At 68.2% G+C, this 22397-nt stretch carries 25 protein-coding genes and 4 pseudogenes; 10 read left to right on the top strand and 19 right to left on the bottom strand.

What is annotated here, in order from left to right; all coding sequences use genetic code 11:
• Positions 1-142 precede the first annotated feature (142 nt).
• Positions 143-559 (top strand): CBS domain-containing protein, encoded by a 417-nt coding sequence (locus ACFV9H_RS29255; RefSeq protein WP_385403919.1) that lies wholly within the window; start codon positions 143-145, stop codon positions 557-559.
• 46 nt (positions 560-605) lie between these two features.
• Here the strand turns inward: ACFV9H_RS29255 and ACFV9H_RS29250 are convergent, their stop codons facing one another.
• Together ACFV9H_RS29250 and ACFV9H_RS29245 are read right to left on the bottom strand one after the other, a co-directional pair.
• Positions 606-1034: an STAS domain-containing protein gene (locus ACFV9H_RS29250; protein WP_385403917.1), complete on the bottom strand. Its 429-nt coding sequence runs from the start codon at positions 1032-1034 to the stop codon at positions 606-608.
• A 313-nt stretch (positions 1035-1347) separates the two neighbouring features.
• Positions 1348-1545, bottom strand: coding sequence for a hypothetical protein (locus ACFV9H_RS29245; RefSeq protein ID WP_385403915.1), 198 nt, complete (start codon positions 1543-1545; stop codon positions 1348-1350).
• 203 nt (positions 1546-1748) lie between these two features.
• On the opposite strand from ACFV9H_RS29245, the gene ACFV9H_RS29240 reads away from it, so the two are divergent.
• Positions 1749-2024 (top strand): isoamylase early set domain-containing protein, encoded by a 276-nt coding sequence (locus ACFV9H_RS29240; RefSeq protein ID WP_385403912.1) that lies wholly within the window; start codon positions 1749-1751, stop codon positions 2022-2024.
• 244 nt (positions 2025-2268) lie between these two features.
• On the opposite strand, the gene ACFV9H_RS29235 is transcribed toward ACFV9H_RS29240, so the two are convergent.
• Positions 2269-2568, bottom strand: a complete 300-nt coding sequence (locus tag ACFV9H_RS29235; RefSeq protein ID WP_385403910.1) for a hypothetical protein — start codon at positions 2566-2568, stop codon at positions 2269-2271.
• A gap of 1320 nt (positions 2569-3888) precedes the next feature.
• On the opposite strand from ACFV9H_RS29235, the pseudogene ACFV9H_RS29230 reads away from it, so the two are divergent.
• Positions 3889-4056: pseudogene (locus ACFV9H_RS29230) on the top strand (DDE-type integrase/transposase/recombinase); the annotation flags it as partial.
• A 736-nt stretch (positions 4057-4792) separates the two neighbouring features.
• On the opposite strand, the gene ACFV9H_RS29225 reads toward ACFV9H_RS29230, so the two are convergent.
• A complete protein-coding gene (locus tag ACFV9H_RS29225; RefSeq protein ID WP_385403908.1) occupies positions 4793-5242 on the bottom strand; it encodes a DUF3592 domain-containing protein in 450 nt (149 codons plus the stop codon).
• Positions 5243-6169: 927 nt separating this feature from the next.
• Between ACFV9H_RS29225 and ACFV9H_RS29220 the strand changes: the two genes are divergently transcribed.
• On the top strand, positions 6170-7321 hold the full coding sequence (locus ACFV9H_RS29220) for a hypothetical protein (protein WP_385403905.1): 1152 nt from the start codon (positions 6170-6172) through the stop codon (positions 7319-7321).
• A 200-nt stretch (positions 7322-7521) separates the two neighbouring features.
• Here ACFV9H_RS29220 and ACFV9H_RS29215 read toward each other — a convergent pair whose 3' ends face one another.
• The 8 genes and pseudogenes from ACFV9H_RS29215 to ACFV9H_RS29180 form a co-directional block, all read right to left on the bottom strand.
• Positions 7522-7797, bottom strand: a complete 276-nt coding sequence (locus tag ACFV9H_RS29215) for a hypothetical protein (RefSeq protein ID WP_385403902.1) — start codon at positions 7795-7797, stop codon at positions 7522-7524.
• A gap of 144 nt (positions 7798-7941) precedes the next feature.
• Positions 7942-9093 carry a HEAT repeat domain-containing protein gene (locus ACFV9H_RS29210; RefSeq protein ID WP_385403900.1) on the bottom strand — a complete coding sequence of 384 codons (1152 nt, stop codon included), beginning with the start codon at positions 9091-9093 and terminating at the stop codon, positions 7942-7944.
• Positions 9094-9329: 236 nt separating this feature from the next.
• Positions 9330-9464 (bottom strand): hypothetical protein, encoded by a 135-nt coding sequence (locus tag ACFV9H_RS29205; protein WP_385403898.1) that lies wholly within the window; start codon positions 9462-9464, stop codon positions 9330-9332.
• Entirely contained in the window at positions 9461-9640 is a 180-nt protein-coding gene (locus tag ACFV9H_RS29200; RefSeq protein WP_385403949.1) for a transposase, read from the bottom strand. Before ACFV9H_RS29200 ends, ACFV9H_RS29205 begins: the two co-directional genes overlap by 4 nt.
• A complete protein-coding gene (locus tag ACFV9H_RS29195) occupies positions 9625-9783 on the bottom strand; it encodes a hypothetical protein (protein ID WP_385403947.1) in 159 nt (52 codons plus the stop codon). Before ACFV9H_RS29195 ends, ACFV9H_RS29200 begins: the two co-directional genes overlap by 16 nt.
• Before the next feature lie 205 nt (positions 9784-9988).
• A pseudogene (locus ACFV9H_RS29190) lies at positions 9989-10195 on the bottom strand (transposase family protein); the annotation flags it as partial.
• 321 nt (positions 10196-10516) lie between these two features.
• On the bottom strand, positions 10517-10732 hold the full coding sequence (locus ACFV9H_RS29185; RefSeq protein WP_385403896.1) for a hypothetical protein: 216 nt from the start codon (positions 10730-10732) through the stop codon (positions 10517-10519).
• Positions 10733-10969: 237 nt separating this feature from the next.
• Positions 10970-12547: an ISL3 family transposase gene (locus tag ACFV9H_RS29180; RefSeq protein WP_385403893.1), complete on the bottom strand. Its 1578-nt coding sequence runs from the start codon at positions 12545-12547 to the stop codon at positions 10970-10972.
• Positions 12548-12887: 340 nt separating this feature from the next.
• On the opposite strand from ACFV9H_RS29180, the gene ACFV9H_RS29175 reads away from it, so the two are divergent.
• Positions 12888-13298, top strand: coding sequence for a hypothetical protein (locus tag ACFV9H_RS29175; protein ID WP_385403891.1), 411 nt, complete (start codon positions 12888-12890; stop codon positions 13296-13298).
• 362 nt (positions 13299-13660) lie between these two features.
• On the opposite strand, the gene ACFV9H_RS29170 is transcribed toward ACFV9H_RS29175, so the two are convergent.
• Positions 13661-13792 carry a hypothetical protein gene (locus ACFV9H_RS29170; RefSeq protein ID WP_385403889.1) on the bottom strand — a complete coding sequence of 44 codons (132 nt, stop codon included), beginning with the start codon at positions 13790-13792 and terminating at the stop codon, positions 13661-13663.
• Positions 13793-14333: 541 nt separating this feature from the next.
• On the opposite strand from ACFV9H_RS29170, the gene ACFV9H_RS29165 reads away from it, so the two are divergent.
• Positions 14334-15764: a hypothetical protein gene (locus tag ACFV9H_RS29165; RefSeq protein ID WP_385403887.1), complete on the top strand. Its 1431-nt coding sequence runs from the start codon at positions 14334-14336 to the stop codon at positions 15762-15764.
• 108 nt (positions 15765-15872) lie between these two features.
• Here the strand turns inward: ACFV9H_RS29165 and ACFV9H_RS29160 are convergent, their stop codons facing one another.
• The 4 genes and pseudogenes from ACFV9H_RS29160 to ACFV9H_RS29145 all read right to left on the bottom strand — a co-directional run bounded on the left by ACFV9H_RS29160 (position 15873) and on the right by ACFV9H_RS29145 (position 18089).
• A complete protein-coding gene (locus ACFV9H_RS29160; RefSeq protein ID WP_385403885.1) occupies positions 15873-16235 on the bottom strand; it encodes a transposase in 363 nt (120 codons plus the stop codon).
• Positions 16236-16782: 547 nt separating this feature from the next.
• Positions 16783-17025: pseudogene (locus ACFV9H_RS29155) on the bottom strand (transposase); the annotation flags it as partial.
• Between the two features lie 50 nt (positions 17026-17075).
• Positions 17076-17330 (bottom strand): hypothetical protein, encoded by a 255-nt coding sequence (locus tag ACFV9H_RS29150; RefSeq protein ID WP_385403938.1) that lies wholly within the window; start codon positions 17328-17330, stop codon positions 17076-17078.
• Between the two features lie 225 nt (positions 17331-17555).
• Positions 17556-18089 carry a hypothetical protein gene (locus tag ACFV9H_RS29145; protein ID WP_385403883.1) on the bottom strand — a complete coding sequence of 178 codons (534 nt, stop codon included), beginning with the start codon at positions 18087-18089 and terminating at the stop codon, positions 17556-17558.
• A 324-nt stretch (positions 18090-18413) separates the two neighbouring features.
• Here ACFV9H_RS29145 and ACFV9H_RS29140 point away from each other — a divergent pair.
• Positions 18414-18628: pseudogene (locus ACFV9H_RS29140) on the top strand (IS5/IS1182 family transposase); the annotation flags it as partial.
• A gap of 18 nt (positions 18629-18646) precedes the next feature.
• On the opposite strand, the gene ACFV9H_RS29135 reads toward ACFV9H_RS29140, so the two are convergent.
• Positions 18647-19108 carry a hypothetical protein gene (locus ACFV9H_RS29135; protein ID WP_385403880.1) on the bottom strand — a complete coding sequence of 154 codons (462 nt, stop codon included), beginning with the start codon at positions 19106-19108 and terminating at the stop codon, positions 18647-18649.
• A gap of 79 nt (positions 19109-19187) precedes the next feature.
• Positions 19188-19487, bottom strand: a complete 300-nt coding sequence (locus ACFV9H_RS29130) for a DUF6207 family protein (protein ID WP_385403877.1) — start codon at positions 19485-19487, stop codon at positions 19188-19190.
• Between the two features lie 360 nt (positions 19488-19847).
• On the opposite strand from ACFV9H_RS29130, the gene ACFV9H_RS29125 reads away from it, so the two are divergent.
• The 3 genes from ACFV9H_RS29125 to ACFV9H_RS29115 are packed head-to-tail and all read left to right on the top strand — an operon-like array spanning position 19848 to position 22314.
• On the top strand, positions 19848-21158 hold the full coding sequence (locus ACFV9H_RS29125; protein ID WP_385403875.1) for a M48 family metallopeptidase: 1311 nt from the start codon (positions 19848-19850) through the stop codon (positions 21156-21158).
• A 53-nt stretch (positions 21159-21211) separates the two neighbouring features.
• Positions 21212-21727 (top strand): winged helix-turn-helix domain-containing protein, encoded by a 516-nt coding sequence (locus ACFV9H_RS29120; protein WP_385403872.1) that lies wholly within the window; start codon positions 21212-21214, stop codon positions 21725-21727.
• Entirely contained in the window at positions 21724-22314 is a 591-nt protein-coding gene (locus tag ACFV9H_RS29115; RefSeq protein ID WP_385403870.1) for a transposase, read from the top strand. The genes ACFV9H_RS29120 and ACFV9H_RS29115 overlap by 4 nt, the downstream gene beginning before the upstream one ends.
• The last annotated feature ends 83 nt before the right edge of the window (positions 22315-22397 follow it).

Genomic DNA, 22397 nt, shown 5'->3' with positions numbered 1-22397 from the left:
CGGGCCGGCCACGGCCCCGGGGGTGGTTGTGGGGCGAATGCCGTTACCGCTCGGGGGCAGGGGGCACTCATGGGTCCTGTGGCCCGTCCGCGTGAGAGGACCGGCCCCGCACCCGAGCAGACGAAGACGAAGGAGTACGAGGATGACAACGGCACGCGAGATCATGACGCCGGACGCGACGTGCATCGGCGCCCAGGAGACGGTCCTCGAGGCCGCGAAAAAGATGACCCAACTGGGCGTCGGCGCGCTGCCGATCTGCGGCACGGACGAGAAACTCAAGGGCATGCTCACCGACCGGGACATCGTGGTGAAGGTCCTGGGCGCGGGCAAGGACCCCGGCCAGGTGAAGGCCGGCGACCTCGCCCAGGGCGAGGCCGTGACCATCGGCGCCGACGACGACGCCGCAGAGATCCTGCGCACCATGAGCGAGCACCAGGTCCGCCGGCTCCCCGTCATCGACGGGCACACGCTGGTCGGCATCGTCGCACTGGCCGACGTCGCCCGCGCCCTGCCGGATGCGAAGGTCGGCGACCTGCTCCAGACGATCTCGCAGAGCTGACCAGCCCGCGCCGCCGGCCCCACCTGCCGGTCTCACGGCCCGTCGATCACAGCCTCCGTCGGGATACGGCGGCATGGACGGTCTCGGCCCCGGTGGCGCGGTGGGATGTCACAGCGTTCCGCAGGGTGCGGCTGAGCAGGCTGGTGGGTCCGGTGCGGGGCTTCCCGGTCCTCTCTGGTGGGTACAGGCTGTCGACGAGGTCCAGGAGCCTGCGGGGCTGTGGCCGCCAGTTGTACGCGAGGAACGCGATGCCTCGCTCGCCCGCGCGTCGGGCGAGGTCGAGGAGCCGGTGCATGCCCGTGACGTCCATGAACGTCAGGCGCTGCATGTCGCACGCCAGCACGGCGACGCCTTCGGTGAAGGCGGCTTGCACGTCGTCAAGAGCCGATCTGGTGTCCAGGTCGAGTTCCCCTGCGAGGGTCACGTGCAGGGTCGGACCGTAGCGCCTCACCGTGATGTCGAAGTCGCATTCCATGCCGTCTCACCTCGCCGCGACGATCGGCCAGGCTCGATGCGTGCCCGCCCGGCTTCCGGGGAGATGGCCTGATTGGATGCACACGCCCTGAAACGGCAGCAAGCCCACCTTCACCATAGGCCCGTCCGGACGCTCCGGCGGGCCCGCAATGCGGCGGTTCCAAGGCCCGGTGCCGAAGGGCCTTCGGGCCGGAGCTCCAGGACTCGCTCACCCGGCGGGCCAGGCCTGGGAGCCGGGGCATGACAGGACCCCGCCGGGGATTACGGGCCCGGCGGGGTCCTGCGTGCGGGGGTATGGCGGGGTCTGGCCGGCCTCAGAGCTCTTCGTCGCGCATCTCGTCCTCGCCGCGCTCGCGGCTCATCTCCTCCTCGCGGCGCCGCTTGAGCTCCTCGGGGCTCTTCCCGCGTGCGCCGGCGTCGGGGTGGACGGGGTCCTGGCCCGTGCGGGGCATGCGCTGCTGCTCCTCGCGGCCCTTGCCCGGCTCCTGGCGCTTGTCCTGCATACCGCCCATGACGGCGACTCCTTTTGCGATGCGTGGCGGGGGATTCCCTCTCGCCACATTCACACGGGGAGTGACACGTCGCATCATTTACGTCACCGAGCGTGGTGGGCGGGTGATGCCGGGCCGGGGGAGGCCGGGTCGGCGTGCGGGCCACGGTGCCTGACTGGACGATGGCGGCGTACCCATCCGCTTCCGCCGTCAGGAGCCCGCTCATGCTGGAGCGCACGTTGAAGAACGACCGCACCGAGGTCACCTTCGTCCTTCCCGCCGACACCCCGCCCGGCCCGGTGAGCGTGGTGGGCGACTTCAACGACTGGCAGCCCGGCGTCCACACCCTCAAGACCCGCAAGGACGGCAAGCGCGCGGTGACGGTCGCGCTGCCCAGTGAGAGCGTCCACTCATTCCGGTATCTGGCCGCCGGGGACTACTGGTTCAACGACGACAGCGCCGTCGACCTGGATGGGCCCAACAGCCGCCTCCACACCTGATCCACGCGGCCCGGCCCGGACCTGATACCGCAGTCGTGCCCCCGGGTGCGGGTCAGGCCGGCCGCAGGGGGTCGGTGCGAGCGAGGGAGATCCGCGGTGGTGCTCAATCCCCCGGTGGAGCCGATGCCGGCGCAGGCCGCCGCGCAGGTGCCGCCGCCGGGCGTGCTGCGGGATCAGGCGTACGAGCAGAGGATCCGGTGGGTCGTGCGACCGCCCACACTGCCCCGGCGCGGACCAGCCCCTGTCAGGGGATGTCCCGGCCGATCGCCCTGATCACGTCGGCAAGCCACACCAGGTGGTGGCCCACTGCTTGATCCTGGTGGGCGAGTAGATCCTCAAGGTGCTGCCATGACTCCGAAAGCCGCCCGATCGTGAGGTCCCCGGGCTCGTTGAAGACATCGTGGAGCGAATCGTTGGGCACGGACCAGAAGTAGTCCTCCTTGAGAGTCACGGTGGGGCCGGCTGACGCTTCTACGTGCCGAAGCGCCGCATCAACAACGCGACGCAGCTGATCGATCGGAATCTGCAAGGGTTCGCTGGTCATGGACACCAGCTTGACGCAGCCACCCCGGCAACGACCCACCGGACCGGGCCTAACCGGTGATCGTTCCGGTCACGGCTCCAGCCGCACCTGCGGGTCCCCCGGGCCGCCCACGCGGCCCGGGGGACCGGGCGTCCGCCACGGCGGCACGCCCGTTGCGGAGTGGGGCGGGAGGCTCGGAGAAGGCGGCCCGCCGCGGTGTGGCGGGCGGGAGCGTTTCGCCTGTCGGCAGGATCACCGTGAGCCACGCGGCACTCCACGCTAGGCCGACATCAACGTGCTCTGCTGCGGGCCACGATGCTGAGGCATGGTCCGCGGCGCGATTCTCGTTTCCCCGGTCTGGCCGCACGTGGCTGCCGCGATGGGTGGTCTCGACGGCGGGGCGTGGACGTGCGGCGGTTGCTCACCGGCGCGCATGCGGCCAGGGTGGGAGGTCACCCGGCCGGTCGCCGTCTGGCAGAGCGGCCCTGGCCGGTCTGGTATCCGGGACGGAGAAGAGCGGACCTGTTGCGGGCGCGTCAGAAGGCGGCTGGCGCCCTGTTGAGGCAGGGGGTTGGGGCCGGCGCGCACGGGGGGAGAGCGCCAGCCCCCTGAAGGGCCGCCGGGCGCGGGGGCGGTGCTTCGGCGGCCGTAGTGTGCGTGGCCCCGGGACGGCTTGGTTTAGGAACAGGCCATCGGCGCGGTGCGGCGGTTGAACTGTAAAGCATGCATGGCATCAAGGCGTAGCCGACCCGTCGGAGGAACGAGGCTCGAGACCGTCTTTGCTCACGGCTCACGGCCGGGAGTCCCCGCCCCCGGGGGTTACACGGCCCCGACCGTTGCCCGGGTGCGGGGCGTTGAGCTGGGCAGGGTGTGGCGTACACCTGGTGCAGGTTGGTGTCGTTTCGCAGGTAGCCGGCATGGCGTGTGTGTAGGGCTCGCTTCCCTATCGGCCGCCCACTGCCTTCCCTACTGCGCCCTCCGATTCAGCCCCTGGCTGCTACGGATTCGGGGGCACCCAGGCCCGTGGCAGGGTGACCGTCGCAGGAGCAGAAATGCTGACGGAACGGAGAAGCCCATCGGCAGCCGGACCATTCGCCCGGTGGAAGTGCACAGTGCCGCCGGAGAACGTCGCGGCGTTGAAGTCCACCATACCGTTGGAGAACGTAGCGCCTTCGAACTCCACCACACCGCCGGAGAACGTCGCGGTGCTGAAGGAGACGGTGAGGTTGCTTCGGTTTGGCGGACATCCGAGATCTGGGCTCGTGCCCGGGAAGGGGTGTCCATGATGGAGAACATGCCGAAGAAGAAGCCGCGGCCCAGGCGGCATTTCACGGCCGATTCTACCTGGCCACCGTGATCGACATCGCCTCCCGGCGCGTTGTCGGCTGGGCCACCTCCGACCACCTGGGCACTTCACTGGCCGCGGACGCTCTCAAGGCCGCCTGCCACCAGCGGCAACCGCAAGGGATGGTCGTCTTCCACTCCGACCGCGGCAGCCAGTACAAGGCCCTCGCCGAATAGACCAGGGCGACCAGCGCGCCGGCCCCGGCGACCACCCCGAAGGAGAGTTTCACCAGGTCGAAGAGCGTGCTGGCGTCGAGCTTCGCGGTGCTGTCGATCTCCCGGACGTCCAGCAGGACGATCAGACCGTAGAAGACGCTGCCCGCTGCCAGGACTGCGGCAGTGAAGGTGACCGTCAGGTCACGGCCGACCTTCCACAGTCGCAACTCCCGATCGTTCGGGGCTGATCGCGGCCGTCGGATGACTGTCATGCGGATGAAGACCAGGCTTGAAGGCCGATGGTTGCGGTGTGCTGGGTAAGTCAGAACGCGAGCGACCGATTCAGCCAACGGTAGGGATCAACGGCGCAGGTCAGAGCGGCAGTCGTGCCACCGCGTTTCATGAGGGTGTTTCAGCCGCTGGGGTACTTGCAACGACCTGTGACCACGAAAATCCCAGCTTGATCGCCGCCCAAGCGGCATGTTTCACGAGCGACCGCGTATGAAACACCCCCATCGCCGGCCGGGACTGTCCTGGGGCGGGTATTGATCCGTGATCAATGGGTGGTTCGGGTGAGGTCCTTGAGCCGGATCATCGAGGCGCGTAGGCATCCGAAGGCCAGCCACCGGCCGGGGGTACGACCAGTGCCGCTCCGAGCCCCGTGCCGCTCGTACCATCCCCAATGCACCCCCTCCTGGTCCTCGCCCCGAACGCCTGCTACGCCTTCGGTACGACCTTCCGTGTTCTAGGCACCGCTGAACCCGAAGTTCACGATCATGAGTCCTCCGCAGACCATGCCCAGGAACACCGCGCCCTTGTAGCAGGAGCCGAAGTCCAGCCCGGGCCGGGCCCCGGCGTGCAGGACCCGCTCAGGGCGCTCGGGAAGATAGCGCACCGGCACGGTGTCCCCCTTCGCGTAGGGTATGTCCGCCATCTCGGTCCGCACGTCCCGCCCGTCTGGTGTGTGGAACCCAAGGACCAGAACCCGCCGGCTGGACAGATACCCGTCAGTGGAGCGGCTGTTCATCACGTAGGTCTCCAGGCATCTGGCCTCTGCCACGAGCCCGTCCCGGAAAATCCGTCTGTTCTCCTTGCCGCTGCGCACCAGCCAGACCACTCCCACGGCTCCCACGACGGCAAGCATCAGCCCGAGCAACGCCATGCTCAGCCCGTTTGCCGCACCCACAGCAAGCATTCCCTACTCCTTCATCGATGACCCGGCTCGCACCCTGTGCGCGAGCACATCCCCTTAAGGATGTGCTGTACGGATCAGCGGTTCCCGCTCCTGGGCACTAAATTGAGGAATGCCACCAGTCACGAACACCCCCGAGCGGTCCCGACAAGGCAAGCGCATCCTCGGCGGGCTGCGCAGGTCGCCACCTGGCGGCGTGGCGGAGGAGCTGGGAGTCGACGGCAGCACACGGGGCAGGCGCCGCTCCGCGCCGGCCACGACCGCCCATGCATGCTCGGTCACGCGCTCGCCGCGAGACGTGCCGCTGGTTCCACTCGAACTGCTGCTGCAACCGCTGGGGATACGAGCCGTACCTGCCGATCGGCACGTACGGAGCGAGGTACACCATTTCTCGTTCAACAACTGCACGCGCGTCATGCCATACGCACTACCGAACCAGCCCGCGCCGCAAGGCTGAATCCCCCAGACTGATCACCACTCAATGTGCGCCATAGCTGACCGTGCAGACCCCCGGGCGGTGGCCGCCGAGGCCGAGCATGGCGAGAACGATGAGGGTGGGGCGTCGAAGTCGAAGACGATGCGGTGATCAGCCGGATTTTGGTGTTCATGCTCTCGGCCAGTCCGTTGCGACACGCACGACGCATGTTTTTGAACTTCCCCGGCCCTGTTGCCATGTTGGAGCCGTGACCGAGCAGCGGAAATCTATTTAAAGATCAGCCGAAGTGTGCCCTACAGTCCGCCTATGACAGAGCGAGCACGAATCGCGATACCACAATGGGCCCACCGTGACGCGCGCGGAGCGTGTGAGCACCGTGCCGCCGGAGCGGCGCCTACTGGAGGGCCTTTCACGCGCAGGGACGCACATTCGACTACCTGTGCCCAGCATGCGCATCCGGCCCCAGCCCTGACCCCTCGGGAGGTCTGGTACCGGTGTCTCCGGACCTCGTGGACCGTCTTGAGCGGGAGGGCGTCTGGGAGGGAGTGGTCGGGTTTCCCAACCCCGTCGATGCTCCTCAGCAGCTCGGCCTGGTGCGGCAGCCGCTCGGCGTACGCCTCGAAGGGATCCGAGCCGTTACGCCGGTGGCCGACGGGCCCGGAGAGCGCTGGATAGTCGTGTCCGACGACGGACTGATCGAGCTGGACACCGCCGGTGACGGGGCCATCCGACGCATCACGGCCCTTCCCGCCGGCCCGCTGCTCCTGGATGGCGACGCAACGCCGGTGGTTGCCACCGATCGGGTGGGGCGCTTCGTCGCCGTCGCGTCGGCGGAAGGACGCCACGGTGCAGTGATCGAAACCTCTACCGGCCGCGTCACCATGCACCTGGACCGCGGCGATTATCACGAGGACGTCTGCCGGTTCCCCCTGGCATTCGCCGACATCGCGGGCCGAACGGTCCTGGTGCATGCCACCGAGTGGAACCGCCTGGACTGCTCGGACCCCTCCACCGGTGCCCGGTTGACGGACCGCGACACCCCCCAGTACCGGACCCCCGGCGATAAAGATGCGCACTACCTGGACTATTTCTTCTGTGGCCTCAGCGTCTCCCCTGGGGGCCGACGCATCGTGTCGGATGGGTGGGTGTGGCACCCCTGGGGGGTACTGGCCATCTGGGATCTTGAGGCGTGGCTGGGTGGCAACTCGTGGGAGTCCGAGGACGGCCCGTCCCGCTTTGTGCCCGACCCGAGACCCTGGGTCTGGGATGCGCCGCGGGCCTGGATCGACGACAACCGTCTCGCGGTTTGGGGATTCGGAGTGGACAAGCACCTGCATCACGGCGTGCGGATCTACGACGTGGAGCGGCAGGAGGAAACCGACTGGTTCCCGGGGCCCACCGGCGAACTGACCAGCGACGGCACGCTGCTGTACGTCTTTGGCCCGGACAACCGTCTCGCGGCTTGGGGGTTCGCAGTGGACGAGCATCTGCATCACGGCCTGGCCGTCTACGACATAGCTACTGGCCACCGACTGCTCAGCCGCCCTGGCCTCACAGCCCGCGCCCGCCATCCCCGCACCGGCCGCCTGCTGGCGATCAGTGACGACGGAAACACAGAAATCGTCCGCATCACCAAGAGCGAATAATCACCAGCCGCGACGAGATCTTCAACTCACCCACGGAAGAAGAAGTGGCACCGGCGGCCCGAACGTCCGCGTTGGAGGCTGCGCTCGTTGGCTTCGTAGGTGATGACGAAGAGCGTTTGATGCCGAGTTTCGGGTTCTGGCACAGATCTTGGGGAGCAGTCGCAGAGAGTGATGGACGTTCGAATCTGCTCACGGCATGGCTATTCGAGGGGTAGGTAGTCAGGTGACGGATGAACAAGCTCGGGATGATCCGCCTCGTACCGATCGCCGTGGATCGCCGGCATCGCCCAGTGCCAGGCCTCGTCGTGAAAGATCAGTCCTCGGTTGGCCGCTTCGGCGGGCTCGTACGGATACCGCTCCAGGGCGGCTTCCCCGGCTTCTTCTGGAGACAACCCACCATGATGCTGCATGGCCCACGCGTAGCCGCGCCGCTCTGAATGCAGGCAGTCGAGGTACTCCGTTTCGCTCCATGCCACAGCCCAACGGTAGTGCTGTCGACGGTCGGTCAGTTCCCCATGTCAAACGTCAGACAATTCCCCACCGTCTCACGCCCAGCCGCTGTACGGTCAGGTCGACCGACGGGGGTTCAGAGTGAACGTCAGTCGAGACGAGCGTCGAGCTCAGGTCGATGCGGTGCGCGCGCGAATGCGGTGCGCGGTCCGCAGTCCCTGCTTGGCGGCGGTTGCCACGAGGCCGCCGAGGGTGGTTCTGGCGAGGTCGTGGGCGGCGAGGCGTTCCAGTGCCGGCAGGGCCCGGTCGTCGGCGGTGGAGCCGAGAGCGCGGCAGGCCAGTGCTCGGAGGTCCGGGTCGGGATCGGTGGTGAGGGCGATCAGGTCGTCCACCACCGGCGGGCCGAAGGCAGCGATCGCTGAGGCGAGATGACTGGCCTTCGGGTTCCGGCGTTCCATCATGGCCTGCCAGAGCGCAGCGAGTGCCCGGTCGCCGCCGATTTGGCCGAGCGCCAGGGCGGCCCTGCTGCGTACCCAGGTGGTCTCGTCGTTCAGCCGGGCTGTCAAGGCGGGCACGGCGGCGTGTTCCTCAAAGAGGCCGAGCGCCTCGCAGGCACCCTCGCGGACCATTGGATCGGGATGCTCCAGCAGGGCGGTGATCAGCGGAACGGCCTGGTGGAAGCCGAGTTCCGCACAGGCGAGCGCCGACCACCGCACCCCGCGGTGCCCGGTGTCGGCGAGCGCGCGCAGTAGGCCCGGTTCGACGCTCGCGTCGCCGAACAGGGCGATCCGGTTGAGTGCCTTGGTCCAGACAGTGACATCCTGCGTCCGGTGGTCGGAGGCGACCTCGGACAGGGCCGCCCGGGCCTGCGGATGGCCGAGCTCGGCCCATTCCAGTAGGGCGTCGATCGCCCGCAGCCGGATCGTGCGGTTCCTGCTCAACTCGGCGGCGTGGACGGTGACGAGGGATGTCGGCCCGTCCGGCGGGTGGCCGAGTGCGTCCCCGAGCGGGCCGGCGAGCGGTGGTTCGAGCTCGCCCAACCACAGGGCCAGTGGGCCGATTCGGGTGCCGACGTCCGCGTCGTAGCGGCCGTCGCCCCGCAGGTTCGCGGCCAGCTTGGCGACCGTACGGAACAGCAGCCGTGCGCGGTCCGATGGGGAATCAGCGAGGGCGTCGAGTCGGCCGGACATCGCCGCGGTGACGGCGGTCGGCGGGCGACCGGTGGCCTCCAGGACCGCCTCCGCCCAGGCGAGTGGCTCTCCCTGACGCTCGTAGAGCTGGCGACCCCACAGGCGGAGGACGGCGTCACGGTGGTCGGTCATCCCAGGATCGTTCCAGCAGGGAACACCGACAGCCAACGGATTTTTCCTCGCGGTCAGTCGGGTGCCAGATCATCTCGGCATTACTCCGGCAGTCTTTTGTTACGAGCACCATCAACGGTCAGCGTCCCCCTGGGGAATCGTGACCGCCAGGGTGGCGAGGTACCTGACGCTGATCATGCAGATCGTGGGAATTACTTGATCGTTTGACAATGCGGTCCCAAAGGGGCTGCGGAGTGCTACTGGAGCAGGATCATCTTCCGAAGGAGGTCGAACCCGGCTCGCCCGTAGAGCTGCCTCTTGATCTTTTTGATTCGGTTGACGGCTCCTTCGACGCTGCCGGAGCTCCACTCCAGGGTGAGGCCGGCGGTCACGGCGTCGAGGTCTCGCAGGATATGGAGTGCGAAGCCCCCAGGTCCTGCCAGAGATGGAACCGGTCGGCGACCTGCACGGCGTCGGGTGCACCGCGCCGGGCGCCCTCTGCGTAGGCGCCGGCGCGGTCGCGGCAGATGATCTCCACACCCGGGTGATCGGTCAGCCAGGCCGCCATGGGCCGGCTTCGCGGGTCGGCGACACGTCGACCCCGCGGTGGGACTCGCCGCAGGTCAGCACGGTCGAGTAGGTCTGGCGCCGGCAGGTCGCGAAGTCGTCGACGCCCAGCGCCCGCGGTGTGTCGAACGAGGGATCCGGCAAGGCCATGCCCCTTCGTAGCAAGGTCATGCGACCCGTGCCAAAGCCAAGGTGCGCGGCCGGGCGGGCGCCGGCCCGTCCGGCCAGCGCGAGCCCGCTCCAGGACGTGGTTGAGGCGGCCCGTGAAGCGCTGATACGGCCTCGCCAACTGCGTGAACGGCTCGGCGAACGTGCGGCGCGAACAGCCGTCCCATCCACATATGAAGCGCCGCACCGTGAGTCTGATCAAGACGCATCGCTCGCCGAGCGGGAGGTCCTTCAACCTGCGCTGATAGGTGCCGTGCACCCGATCCGAGTAGGACCTGCAGTCCGGGCACACGGCTCCTCCGGCCCTGCCCCGCGCCAGCACCTCGACGATGCCCGAACTCGTCGAGACAGCCTCAATGCCAACGTCGCCCACGCAGTGGAAGACCATCGACTCCCAGAATGACTCGGTCCGCATGAGCAGTACCGTCGCGGGTCGCAGTCAACTGCGGCAGAGGGTTCCTCAGACCTGATGGAGCGTCACTGGAGCGGCTTCGGCAGCGGAGCGTACGCCGTCGCCGACCCATCCGCCCTACACAATCGAACACTGAGACCACGCTCCGTGACTGCTCCCCAAGATCTGTGCCAGAACCGAGTTTCGGCAGCGGATGTTGATCTAGCCGAGTGGAAATGTCACTGAGTTCCGGGTTCTGGCGCAGATCTTGGGGAGCCGTTGCGGAGGGTGACGACGTTGTTCGATTAGGGGACTACATCATTTGGTGCTGGCTAGGTTCCTGGATATGAGCACGGCGAGCTGGTGCAACCGCCGGCAGTACTGAGCTCCTGCAGGGTCGTTGATCTCAGGGATGACGCGGTCCAGGTCCTCGATGCAGCTGTGCAGGATGCGGCCGTTCTCCGTGTCGAGTGTGCCGTCGTTGTCCAGCCACGCAAGAACGCAGCCAGCGGTGTACAGGTCGAGCAGCCACACGTCTGTCCCCCCGATCTCGGCACGCCGTAGGCTGTCGGGGAAGGGGGCTTGGCGGTGTTCCTGCCAGAGACGACCTGCGGTCTGCACTTGCTCAGTTGATACGCTCACTTGAGCCATATTGCAGTAGCCGTTGCGTAGGTCCGAGCGTCCTGTGGGGTTCTGGACGGCCGACCTCTGATGGCGAACGTGCTCGCCCGTGACACACCAACACCGTTGGCGGGCGCTACTGAAGCAGGATCATTTTGCGGAGTAGTTCGAATCCGGCTCGGCCGTAGAGCTGTCTTTGATCTTCTTGATGCGGTTGACGGCTCCCTCGATGCTGCCGGAACTCCAGTCCAGGGTGAGGCCGGCTGTCACGGCGTCGAGGTCTCGGTGCAGGTGGAGTGCGAAGCCGCTGAGGCCGGGTAGCTGACTGGCGTCGACCGAGTCGATCCAGGCAGGAAGCGTGGCACCCAGACGGTTGCTGAGTATCTCGCCGAAGTCGCGGACATGCCTGGCGGCTGATTCCAGTTCGGGGCAGCGCGTCAGGACATCCTTCAGGCCGGCGCGGTCGTCCTCGCTCAGCGCGGTGGGGTGTCGGGTGAGCCAGCCGGTCACCTGGCGCACCGTCGGGGGCCGGGGCGCCGCGCCGGCCGGAGCCCGGCGGAGGCTGGCGATGTGGGCGCGGACCATCTGGTATGTGACGGGCGCGTTGGCGGCGGCGAGTTCGCTGTGGAGGTGGGTGACGCTGGTGCATCCCTCGGCAAACCGTCGTTCCAGGTAGGGCTTGTAGGGGTCCAGTCTGCTGGGCCTGGGCCGGTTGTCGCGGATGGTGTCCTGCCAGCGTGCGGCGTTCGCGTAGCGGAGCACGGTGTTGAGGCCCCAGCCCAGGTGCCGGGCGATCGCCCGGCGTGAGTGGCCTTGGGCAAGCAGCTCGTGGACCAAGGCGTGTGCGGCCTTCTTGCGCTCGGCCCGCCGGCCTACGGGTGCCGAGTCGTCCGGCGGTCGACCGGCAGGCCCTCCGGTGGCCTCCGGCAGCATGCCGCTGGGCGACGGGTCGCGCAGGCAGTCGCGGTGGGCGGCGACGCAGGTCTCCACGGCTCTGCCGAGGCCCTGCCACAGGTGGAACCGGTCGGCGACCTGCAGGGCGTCGGGGGCACCGCGCCGGGCGCCCTCGGCGTAGGCGCCCGCCCGGTCCCGGCAGATGATCTCCACGCCTGGGTGACGGATCAGCCACGCGGCTAGCGGACCGGCTTCACGTGTCGGGAGGACATCGACCACTTGGTGGTCTTCGACGCTGGTCAGGACGGTGGAGTAGGTCTGGCCGCGGCGGATCGCGAAGTCGTCCACGCCCAGCACACGCGGAGTACTGAACTCCGGATCGGGCAGTGCCACGACCCTGCGTAATAGGGTCATTCTTCCCGCGCCGAAGCCCAGCCGGGCTGCCAGCCGGGCGCCGGCCCGCCCGGCCAGCGCGAGTCCCACTCGCTCCAGGGCGTGGTTGAGCCGCGTGGTGAACCGTGCGTGCGGGGCGGCGAGCCGCGAGAACGGCTCGGTGAACGTCCGGCGCGGGCAGTCCGCCGCTCCGCAGATGAAGCGCCGGACCGTCAGCCGGATCACAAAGCCCTGCTCAGCGAGCGGAAGGTCCTTCAGCCTGCGCTGGTATCGGTCGTGGACTCGGTCCGAGAAGCGGCCGCAGTCCGGACATGCAGAGCCGGCCGCCCAGCCTCTCGCCACCACCTCGACCATGCCGAACGCGGCCGTAACCGCCTCGACATCCACATCATCGATCCCCTCGAACACCAGCGAGTCCCAGAACAGTGCATCGGTCTGCATGACCAGCACCATCACCGCCCACAACCGACCGCAGCAGCGGCCAGCAGACACCTGAGGGAGCGTCACTTCCAGCTGTCCGACGACAAGGCGTACGCGGTCTCACACGAACCCGACTCCTCGCAATCGAACATCGGGGTAACGCTCCGCGACGACTCCCCAAGATCTGTGCCAGAACCGAGTCCCGACGGCGGATGTACACGTCTTCGGGAGGCGCCCCGACTGAGCCGTGGTCGATGTTCACGAGAATGGGAGGCACCTTGTGGCCCCTCCCGCTGGCCGGGTTGAGGTACGCCGCGGCTGGGCCGCGCGCCGACGTCAGCGCGCCCCGTATGGTGGTCTGATGTTCGATCGTTTGGAGATCAAGGTGTTGCCGCCGGGACCCCGGTTCGCCCCCCAGGTGCGATTCTGGGTCAACGGCGAGGACGTGGTCGAAGAGGCGGTTGGCGAAGGCGGCCGCGGACCGTACGCGGCTGATGCGCTGCCGGCCGACCGTCCTACCCCTCTCTGGGCGACCGGCGAGGCCCGCCGCCTGGAGCTGGGGGAACCGGACTGCACCGGTGGCTGCTGCGGCTTCCTGACCGTGATCGTCCAGCGGTTCGGGGAGATCGTGCAGTGGTCGGACTGGGAAGTTCCGTGGGCGGCGCACACCCCCGTGCCCCACCCTCCGCCGGAGCTCCACTTCGACGCGAGTCAGTACGACACCGAAGTGGCTCGCGCTGAGGCGGACCGCTGGTGGCAGGTGTACCTGTAGCCCAGCACGACGCGACCCGGCCCGCCTGCGGTACCGGCCTCACGTCCTTGGCCAACGGGGGGCCCAGTCAGCCCAGGTGCTGTTGATGAGGATCTCTGAAATCGGCTGTGGCCGATATTTCGTGACGGCTTCCCAGGGGGTACGGTCAAGCGGGCTCCACACAAGGAGGATTCATAGATTCCGATGGACACCTGTACCGGCTCCGGCGCGATGTGACGCGGTCGGAAGGACCACCCACTCTTCTCGACGTGACCGGGGTGGACGTTCTGACTCAGGCCGGCGGCATAGCCTGCTTCTGGATCCGCGAGAACATCGCCGACCGTGTCGAGGTGCTCCATGGGAACCGCCTGGTCCTCTCCATTTCACGGTCCGACGTCCAGGTACTCGATGATCCGCACGGCCAGGACACCTATCGGGTCCGAACAGTCGACCGCCAGGACGTGCCGGTCGGTTGTGCTGCCCACCTGGTAGACGCTCTGCTGGTCGCTGAGCAAGCACTGGTCTCCACCAGTACATGGGGAGCGGTGGAGATCCGTAGGGGCCATTCCCTCGTCGCACTTTTGACCCGAGCGGACCTGGGCCACATTTCCATGCGCCCTTCCTCAGGGCACGTCCGTATGCGGGCACGGAACGCCGGAGCCGGTGCTGGACCGGCCGCTACTCTGTGACTGTCACGAAATGCACGCCACAGCCCTGAAATGGCTGTGGCTGATATTTCGTGACGGGAGTGCGACGGTGTTCACCGTGGCCGAGGTCGAGCGTCTGATGCGGGGGGAAAACCGCCCGCTTTCGAACGGGGGCGTCTCCACGGGTGCTGGAACCTAGCTGCCGATTGGCACGAATGGACCATTGGAGTTGCTCCGGTCCGGTAGACACGAACGGACTGGCGTCATGTCAGGGAGCCGCCAGGTAGGAGACGTGATCGGGTGGCTCCGGCACGCCACGCCAAAGGGCCCGCGTCGTGGCGGCCTGGGCATCTGGACGAAACCCGCTCAGATGCGCTGCCTTCCGGTGCGGGAAATAGAGGAGCCCCTGATGTCACGGCAGAACCTCCGAGCGAAGGCTTCTCTCCTCGGTGCTCGGCGTTCGGGTCCCGCCCGGCTCATCGCCGCACTCGGCCTGGCGGCCACGGCCGGGCTCGCGCTACCGGGACAGGTCGCCCACGCCGGCGCTGCAACCGTGCGGTGCTCGGTCCCGGACCTCGTCGAGGCGATCAAGACGGCGAACAGTTCACCGGGCGCCGACACCATCCGCCTGGCCCGCAAGTGCACCTACAAGCTGACGGCCCCCGACCCCGACAACCCCGCCAACGGCCTGCCGGCCATCACCAGCGAGATCACCATCGAAGGACACGGCGCGAAGATCACGCGCGACAAGTCCGCCCCGGACTTCCGCATCCTCTTCGTGGACGAGGCAGGGAAACTGAAGCTCAACAAGTCGACGATCAGCGGCGGCAAGGCGACGGACTGCCCCAACTTCCCGGGAGGCGGGGCCTGCGGTGGCGGCATTTCCAGCCTCGGCACGCTGACGGTGAACCACAGCCAGGTGATCCACAACACCGCCGAATCCGACGTCTTCGCCGAGGGCGGCGGCATCGAAACCGGCACCTTCGAAGGCGCTGGTACGGCGACCTTGAACGACACCGAGATCAGCGGAAACACCGCCGTCTACAACGGCGAGGTTCAGAGTTCCGCAGCGGGCGGCGGGGTTTTGAACAACGGGCCGTTGACGGTGGAAAACAGTCGATTCACCAACAATACTGTCAGTGTCACCGAAAGAACCAACAGTTTTGCGTTCGGCTCCGGCCTCGCCGGTTTCGCCCGAACGACGGTCAGGAAGACCACCTTTGCCCACAACCAGGCCAGCGCCCCGGGCGGCTTCGCGCGCGCCGCTCTGACCACCGGCGCCGTGCCGCCGGACGCGATGACGGTGACTGACAGCGTCATCGCCAACAACACCGCCAGCGCCCCGGGCGGCTTCGCCCAGGGCGGCGGAGTCGCGAGCAACGCCGTTCTGTCCGTGACCGGCTCCCGTGTCGTCGACAACCACGCCAGCGCCCCGGACGGCGGCACCGCGGTGGGCGGTGGGATCCAGATCGGCGCCCTCGGCAACCTCGAACTGAGCCAGACCACAGTCCAGCGGAACACTGCCAGTGCTTCCGGTGGCGGTAGTGCTCAGGGCGGCGGAATCAACAACGCCACTGGTGGTTCCGTGAAGATCGACAAATCGAAGATCACCAATAACGCCGTTCGAGCCTCCGGCGGCGGCACTGCCCGGGGCGGCGGCATTTTCAACGGTGTCGGCTCCACGAGCCTGAACGACAGCGCCGTCACCGACAACAAGGCGGGCGACGGGGGCGGCATCTTCGAAGAGTCCGGCACCGTCACGCTGAACAGCACCGAGGTCGAGCGCAACCACCCGAACAACTGCGCCCCACCGGATGCCGTCGCTGGCTGCACAGGCTGAGTGACCGCGCCGCATTCACCGCCGTCCGGCAGCCTTCTGGGCCGCCAGGGTACGGGTCAGACGACGCGGCCAGGACGTATAGCGCGGCGAGATCGCGGCACCGAGCGGTCACGGTGGCTGGGCAAGAACGAGGGTCCGCAGCGGGAATGATGCTCGTCCGTAGGACCTGCGTTTGATCAGTTTGATACGTGTGACCTGGCCTTCGACGGCGCCGGAGCTCCAGGACAGGGTGAGGCCGTTGATGACGGCGTCCCAGTCGTTCTGGAGGAAGGCGGCGAAGCCCTGGATTGGGGGCGGCTTTTGGCCGAGGGCGCGGGTCATCCAGTGGGTGAGGTCGTGGCCTCGGCGTTCGCGGGCGATGGCGCTGAACTCGTGGGCGAGTTCGCGGGCGGTGGCCAGATTGGGGCCGGCATACAGGATCCGGTTGAGCTGTTCGCGCTGGCTGTCGGTCAGGGTGTCGGGGCGGCGCATGATCCAGGTCGTGATGCGGCGAGGGCCGGGGGATCGGCTGGCGTGGTTCAGGGGCGGCGGTGCCGGCGCGGAGGGTCGCGATGTACTTGGTGACCACAACGCGGCTGCCGCGGTAGCCGCGTTCGCGGATCTCACTGAACAGCGCGGAGGCGTTGGTCGCGCCGCTGAGGAAGCGTTGTTGCAGGTAAGGCTTGAAGCGGTTGATGTGGCCGTTGGGGCGGCGTTCGCGTGCGGAGGCGAGGATCTGGTCGAGGTCGGTGGTCACGTAGTGGCGGACGGTCTTGCGGTCCCGGCCCAGGCGGTCGGCGATCGCGCTGATCGTCCAGCCGCGTTCGCGCAGCTGGTGGATGTCGGTATGCCACTGGCGGACGCGGGCCAGGAGCTGGCCGTCCGGTGGGTCGTTCGGCTCCGGTGGTCCGATCAGCGCCGCCAGGGCAGCGGGGGACGACGGCTCCTCGGGCTGGGCCAGATCGTCGCTCTCGGCGTCTTTGCGCAGGCAGGCGCGGTGCTGGTGGGCGGTTCTTTCGACGGCGCGGGCGAGCGAGTGCAGCAAATGCCACCTGTCTGCGACCTGGATCGCGTCGGGTGCCGCGCGGGCGGCGGCCTGGCTGAACGTGCTGCACCGATCCCGGCAGATCACCTTGATCTCGGGGTGGTCGGCGAGCCAAGCGGCGACCGTGTCCGCGGTGCGGTCGGGCAGGAGGTCGATGGGCCGTCGCGTTTCGACATCGATAAGGACGGTGCCGTAGGTGGCGCCCTTGCGGAACGCGAACTCGTCGATTCCGAGCACCGCGACCTGGCCGGACGGCGGGTCCGGGAGCCGGCGGACTTCCCGCACGATCACGTCCCGACTCGCCCGTACCGGCAGGTAGCGAGCGAGTATCGGGCGCCTGCCCGGCCGCCGACGGCCAGCCCGATCGCCTGCACCATCCGGGCGAGGGCCGTGGTTCGGCGCCTGTACCTCGTGGTCAGGCTCGATACCTGCTCGGCCACGGTCCGGCGGGAGCACAGGCCGTTGTCGCAGAAGAACCGGCGGGTCCGCAGGCGCAGCAGCACCCGTCGACCTCCTAGCGGGCGGTCGGTCAGGCGCCGCATGTACGTGCTGTGCATGCGTGAAGCGGTCCCGCCGCACGAGGGGCACGTCACCGTCGGCTGCCGAGCATGCAGGTCGATCCACACGGCATCGCCGACGACGCTCACCGCATCGATGTCCAGCCCCTCGACGTCGGGCCACACCAGATCCCAGAACTGTTCGTCCCCCACGAACACCATGCTGATGAAGGGGCATTGCCGGTCATGACGGATGTTTAGAACTGGCCATCACGAAATATCCGCCACAGCCTTGAATTTCCCCACCCTCGCTCGGGGTGCTCCCCAGACCTGCTCACCTTGATTCCCCACTCCGGGTGCGCTGACCTGCGGACGGGGCAGTTTGCGGCCCGCCAGCACCGCTGCCTCGGTTTGCTTCGCGGCCTCGCCGGTCATTCGCCGGAACTCCGAGAAGCTGTCCGGCAGAACGACAGTGCGCGACGTGTCCGCCTGCCCACCCTGGCCAGCGGAAACGGGCCCGGTCGCCACTGCTTCGGAGGCTCGTGGCTCCGGGTTGTACGAGGCCACGGCCTGCATCCCCGCGCCCACCGCGATCAGCGCTGTAAGACCGATGATGATCAGTCGGCGCCTCTGTTCCTCGCGAAGGGTGGTGGCAGGGTCGCCCCCCGCCGGGGTCGACGGCGTGCGCCAGGACCGGGTAAGGCGCCAGAGCAGCACGATGGCGACGCCGAAAATGGAGAGAACGCCGGTCACCTGCCCGAGGGCAAAGCTCTGGGAGGTTGCGTGCACGTAAGCAACGATCACGCTCGGCATCGTACGTGCGATCGAAAGCCAGGTGGATCACGATTCGGCACCCCCCACAACCAGACCACACCGTGCCCCTCAGCGTCCTGGAGGCGGAAGCGGCCTGCATTGCCGGCGCAGCCATGGGTTCCAACGCCGCCTGCTCCTGCCGCGCCGCACATTGCGTTGGCCCACGTCGCACGGGGGCGCTGCTGCGCTTCGATGCGGGCTGCCCGAACACGACCCTCACCTACGTACCGGCCGAGTAGCCGCTGACGGCACACAGCGGGTCTGCCGTGTGCCGCGGAGATGCGCATCGACGCCGGCGCCCGGCTCTGTCCGTAGCCGTCCGACCAGATCGGCCACCGTCTGCGGCGAGGCCGCGCCGGAGGTCGCCCACCGGCTTTCGACGCCGAGGCATATAGGCAACGCAACGCGGTCGAGCGATGCATCAACCGCTCAGGCAGTGGCGCAGCCTGGCCATGCGAACGGACAAGCTTGCCATCGCCTACCAGGCCGCACTCCACCTCGCCGCCATCCTCATCTGGGCACGGCGGTGACGACGAAGCGACGGCCTTTCAGTCGTAGAAGAAGAGCTCAAGGTCCTCGACGGATCCCGGCCCGGTGAGGAAGCCCTCAGCCTTCGCGATCTCGTCTTCTGGTGGCAGCTCACCCTTCAGGAGCTGCCGCATCCAGATTTCTCCTTGCTCGCCGACCGCGTAGAGGCCAGACAGCAGCTCGGTCATGCCGGCAGGGTTTGACGGGACGCGTCCGGCGACGGGTTGGAGCACCCAGCCGCCTGACCGGGCCGCGAGCCGCAGCACCCCGCCCCAGTTCGCGATCCTCCCGATGCGTATGTGCCACGAGTCCTCGGTGAACGGGGCCATCCGTCCGCCATGGAGAGGGTTTGTGGCGGCGCCGATGTCCTTGATGACTTGCCGTTCCACGGCGTCACGGACCCAGCGCCCTTCCTGCGCTTCTTCGATGGCGGCTTCCCACCACTTGCACCCGCCGTCGAATCGGTCCGCGAATGTGTCCATGTGGACAGGCTTCCATGCGCGATGCCGCAAGCATTCAGGAGGCGCCGATCAGTGGACCGGCTCATCAAGGAGACAGGCTCTAGGCGTTGGTGGCGCGCGGCGGCGAGGTGCACCCGACCGGCAGTGTCGCGCCGTGCCGACCGTGCAGTGGGGCGGGGCTACCAGGGTCCGGGTCGTCGGCGCTGCGCCTCAGATCGGCGCACAGCCGTGCTGTCACCCCAGGCTCTGCCGGCACGCGCTGGATGCTCGGAGTGCCAGAGGTAGCCCACCGGCGCCCCAGCTCCTGGGCCGCCGCATGCCCGGTGGCCTCGTCCCGGCCGGTGATGTCCAAGGCCAGGAGGCCGGGCTCGCTGACATGGATCGGGTCGATTTGCTCCATGCCCTCCGGACGCTCCGCACGAGCAGGGGGTTCGCGGCCGATCCGTGGTTCCCCGTATGACTGAGCGCGGCAGTCGGTGTAGCTTGCCAACGCTTGTGCTCAATCCACTCGGCTCTGGCCTGTGAGACTGCGACCAAGCTCCTGAGTCGTGCTCGGATTGCCGGTAGAGGCCCTGCGCGAACGCGCCGAGTGCCGTTCCGTGACTCGCACCAGCGTCACCACTGATGTTCAACGCGACGACACTGCCCTCGGCATGGCCAAAAGCGTCCAGCCTGGGGCGACCGCGGATCCCGCGCTGACCGCGCCTATCCTGCGGACCGGGGATCAAACTGGTCCGCCGCGGGGAGAGGATCAGCAGGCATGGAAACGGTCGACGAGGTGGACGCGCCGCAGGTTCGGCAGTGCCCGGAGTGCGGGGCCGCCATCGCGGTGCCGGCGCGGTTCGTGAGTTGGTGCGCGGCCTGCGACTGGAATGTGGATCCGAGCGCACCGGATCCGGAGCGGGGCCGCCTCGCGGTGTTCCGCCGGCGCCTGGCCATGCGCTACGGGCAGCAGCTCGCGGAGGAGATCGAGCGGAATGGGCAGGCGGCCGACCAGGTCGGGCCGGACAGGTCGACCGTCCTGGCTTTCGGCGTCTCCCTGCTGGTGCACTCGGTCACCATGGGCCTGCTGCTGGCTGCGGGGGCGCTGATCATCGGCGGGTGGCACACTCGCATCCTGCCCCTCTTCGGCGTCATGCTCCTGGTGATCTTGGCGGCACTGCTGCCCCGGCCGGGCCAATTGCCGCGGCACGCGCCGGTGCTCTACCGCGCCGACGCGCCCCGGCTCTTCGAGCTGATCGACGAAGTGGCGGCGGCCGTGGGTACGACCGGGGTGCACGCGGTGGTGCTCGACACCACCCACAACGCCTGGGTACGTACTTACGGGATCCGCAACCGGCGGGTGATGTGCCTGGGCGCCGGGCTGTGGGAGGTCCTCTCGCCCCAGGAACGCGTCGCCCTGCTGGGCCACGAGCTCGGGCATTTCGCGAATGGCGACGTCCGCTCCTCCTTCGTGACGCACGGAGCGCTGCAGTCCCTGGCCCGCTGGTACGCCGTCCTGCTCCCGCAACCCGTGGTGCGCCTCGTGTACCTGTGCTGGAACGCCCTGGTGTTCATGCCGCGCTGGGCGGTCTACGGGCTGATCGTCCTGCTCGACGGCCTGACGATGCGGGCTTCGCAACGGGCCGAGTACCGCGCCGACGCGGGCGCGGCCCGAGCCGGTTCGACCGCGGCGGCCATCACGCTGCTGGACCGGCTGCTGGTCGGCGACGCGGTAGAGGGCCACCTGCAACACGAGTCGATAACGGCGCCCCAGGCCAACGGTGGCTCCCGCGACCGCGAAACGCGTGAAGCCGCCGAGCAAGCACTATGGGAGCGCTTGGCCGCACGGATCGGCTCCATACCCGAGAGCGAGTACGAGCGGCTGCGCCGGGTCTCGGCCCAGCGCGGGCACAGCGTCGACGACACCCACCCGCCGACTCACCTGCGCCGCCGCTGCCTGGCCGCGGCCGAACCGCAGCCGGCCCGGGTGGTCTGCGACGCCTCCCGTGCGCAGTCGATCGCGGCTGAACTGGCCCCGGCCCGCGCCTGGCTGGCCCGCAGGGTGATCCGGTACAACGCGGACTACTGATCTTTTCGTAAGTTCGGTGGGTGTAGTGGCGGTGTCAGTGGGAGGCTGTCGGGGTGGCTTATCGACCTTCGCCTTCTGCGGCCGGCGCCTCCCTTCCTCCGTTGCTGCGGCCTCAGTTGGCGGAGGCGCGTCGTGTTCGGGCGGTCGAGTTGTTCGAGGACGGTGTCTCGAATGCGGAGATCGCGCGGGCGGTGGGGGTGTGCGCCGAGAGCGTGCGGCGATGGCGGCGGGCGTGGGAGGAGGGTGGTGCTTCGGCCTTGCGTCGGCGTGCGGCCACCGGTCGCCCGCCCAAGCTGGACGACGCCCAGGTCGAGACCGTCCGGGCCGCGTTGGAGCGGGGTGCCCAGGCTCATGGTTTCGAGGCCGACCTGTGGACCCTGGAGCGAGTTGGCGCCGTCGTTGAGCGGGTGACGGGGGTGGTGCTGTCGAGGGCGTCGGTGTGGCGGTTGCTGACCGGCCGGCTCGGATGGAGTCTGCAGCGGCCCGAGCGGCGGGCGGTCGAGAGGGACGAGTCGGAGATCGCCCGCTGGATCGCGCACGAGTGGCCGCGGATCAAATGGGGGCCGTGAACACACGTGCCTGGATCGTGTTCCTCGACGAATCGGGCGTTTCCCTGCTGCCTCAGATCCGCCGCACCTACGCACCCCGAGGTCGGGCCCCGCTGCTGCGGCACTGGCTGAACTGGAAGCGGGCGTCGATGGCCGGGGCCTTGGGATACCACTCCACCGACCCCGATCGAGGGGTCCGCCTGTGCTTCCGTCTCAAGCCCGGCAGCTACGACACCGCCGCCCTCATCGAGGTCCTGGAGCAGATGCGGGTGTTCTACCGCGGCGAGCGGGTGGTCCTGGTCTGGTACGGTCTGTCCGCCCATTGGAGCCGGGCGATGCGGGCTTGGGTCGCCGGCCAGGACTGGCTCACCCTGGAGCGATTACCCGCCTACGCGCCCGAGCTGAACCCGGTGGAGCTGCTGTGGTCCTCACTCAAAAAACGTGAACTCGCCAACCTCGCCGGCGGCCACCTCGCCGATGTCGTGGACGCCACCGAGCAAGGCATCCACCGCATCAATGACAACCCACAACTGCCATGGTCCTTCCTCGCCCACACCGGCCTGACCATCCACCCACCACACCCACCGAACTTACGAAAAGATCAGTAGGTGTGTTGTCCGGGATGTTTGTGACACGCGTGTTGGGTGCTCGCCGTCCACCCGGTCGCCCTGCCCGCTGACGCTACCGGAGC

Origin of the sequence: Streptomyces sp. NPDC059874 (assembly GCF_042731135.1) — a bacterium.
Classification (GTDB): Bacteria; Actinomycetota; Actinomycetes; order Streptomycetales; family Streptomycetaceae; genus Streptomyces.
The sequence above is the reverse complement of the archived record's forward strand: the minus strand, read 5'-3'. Positions and strand labels throughout refer to the sequence as shown.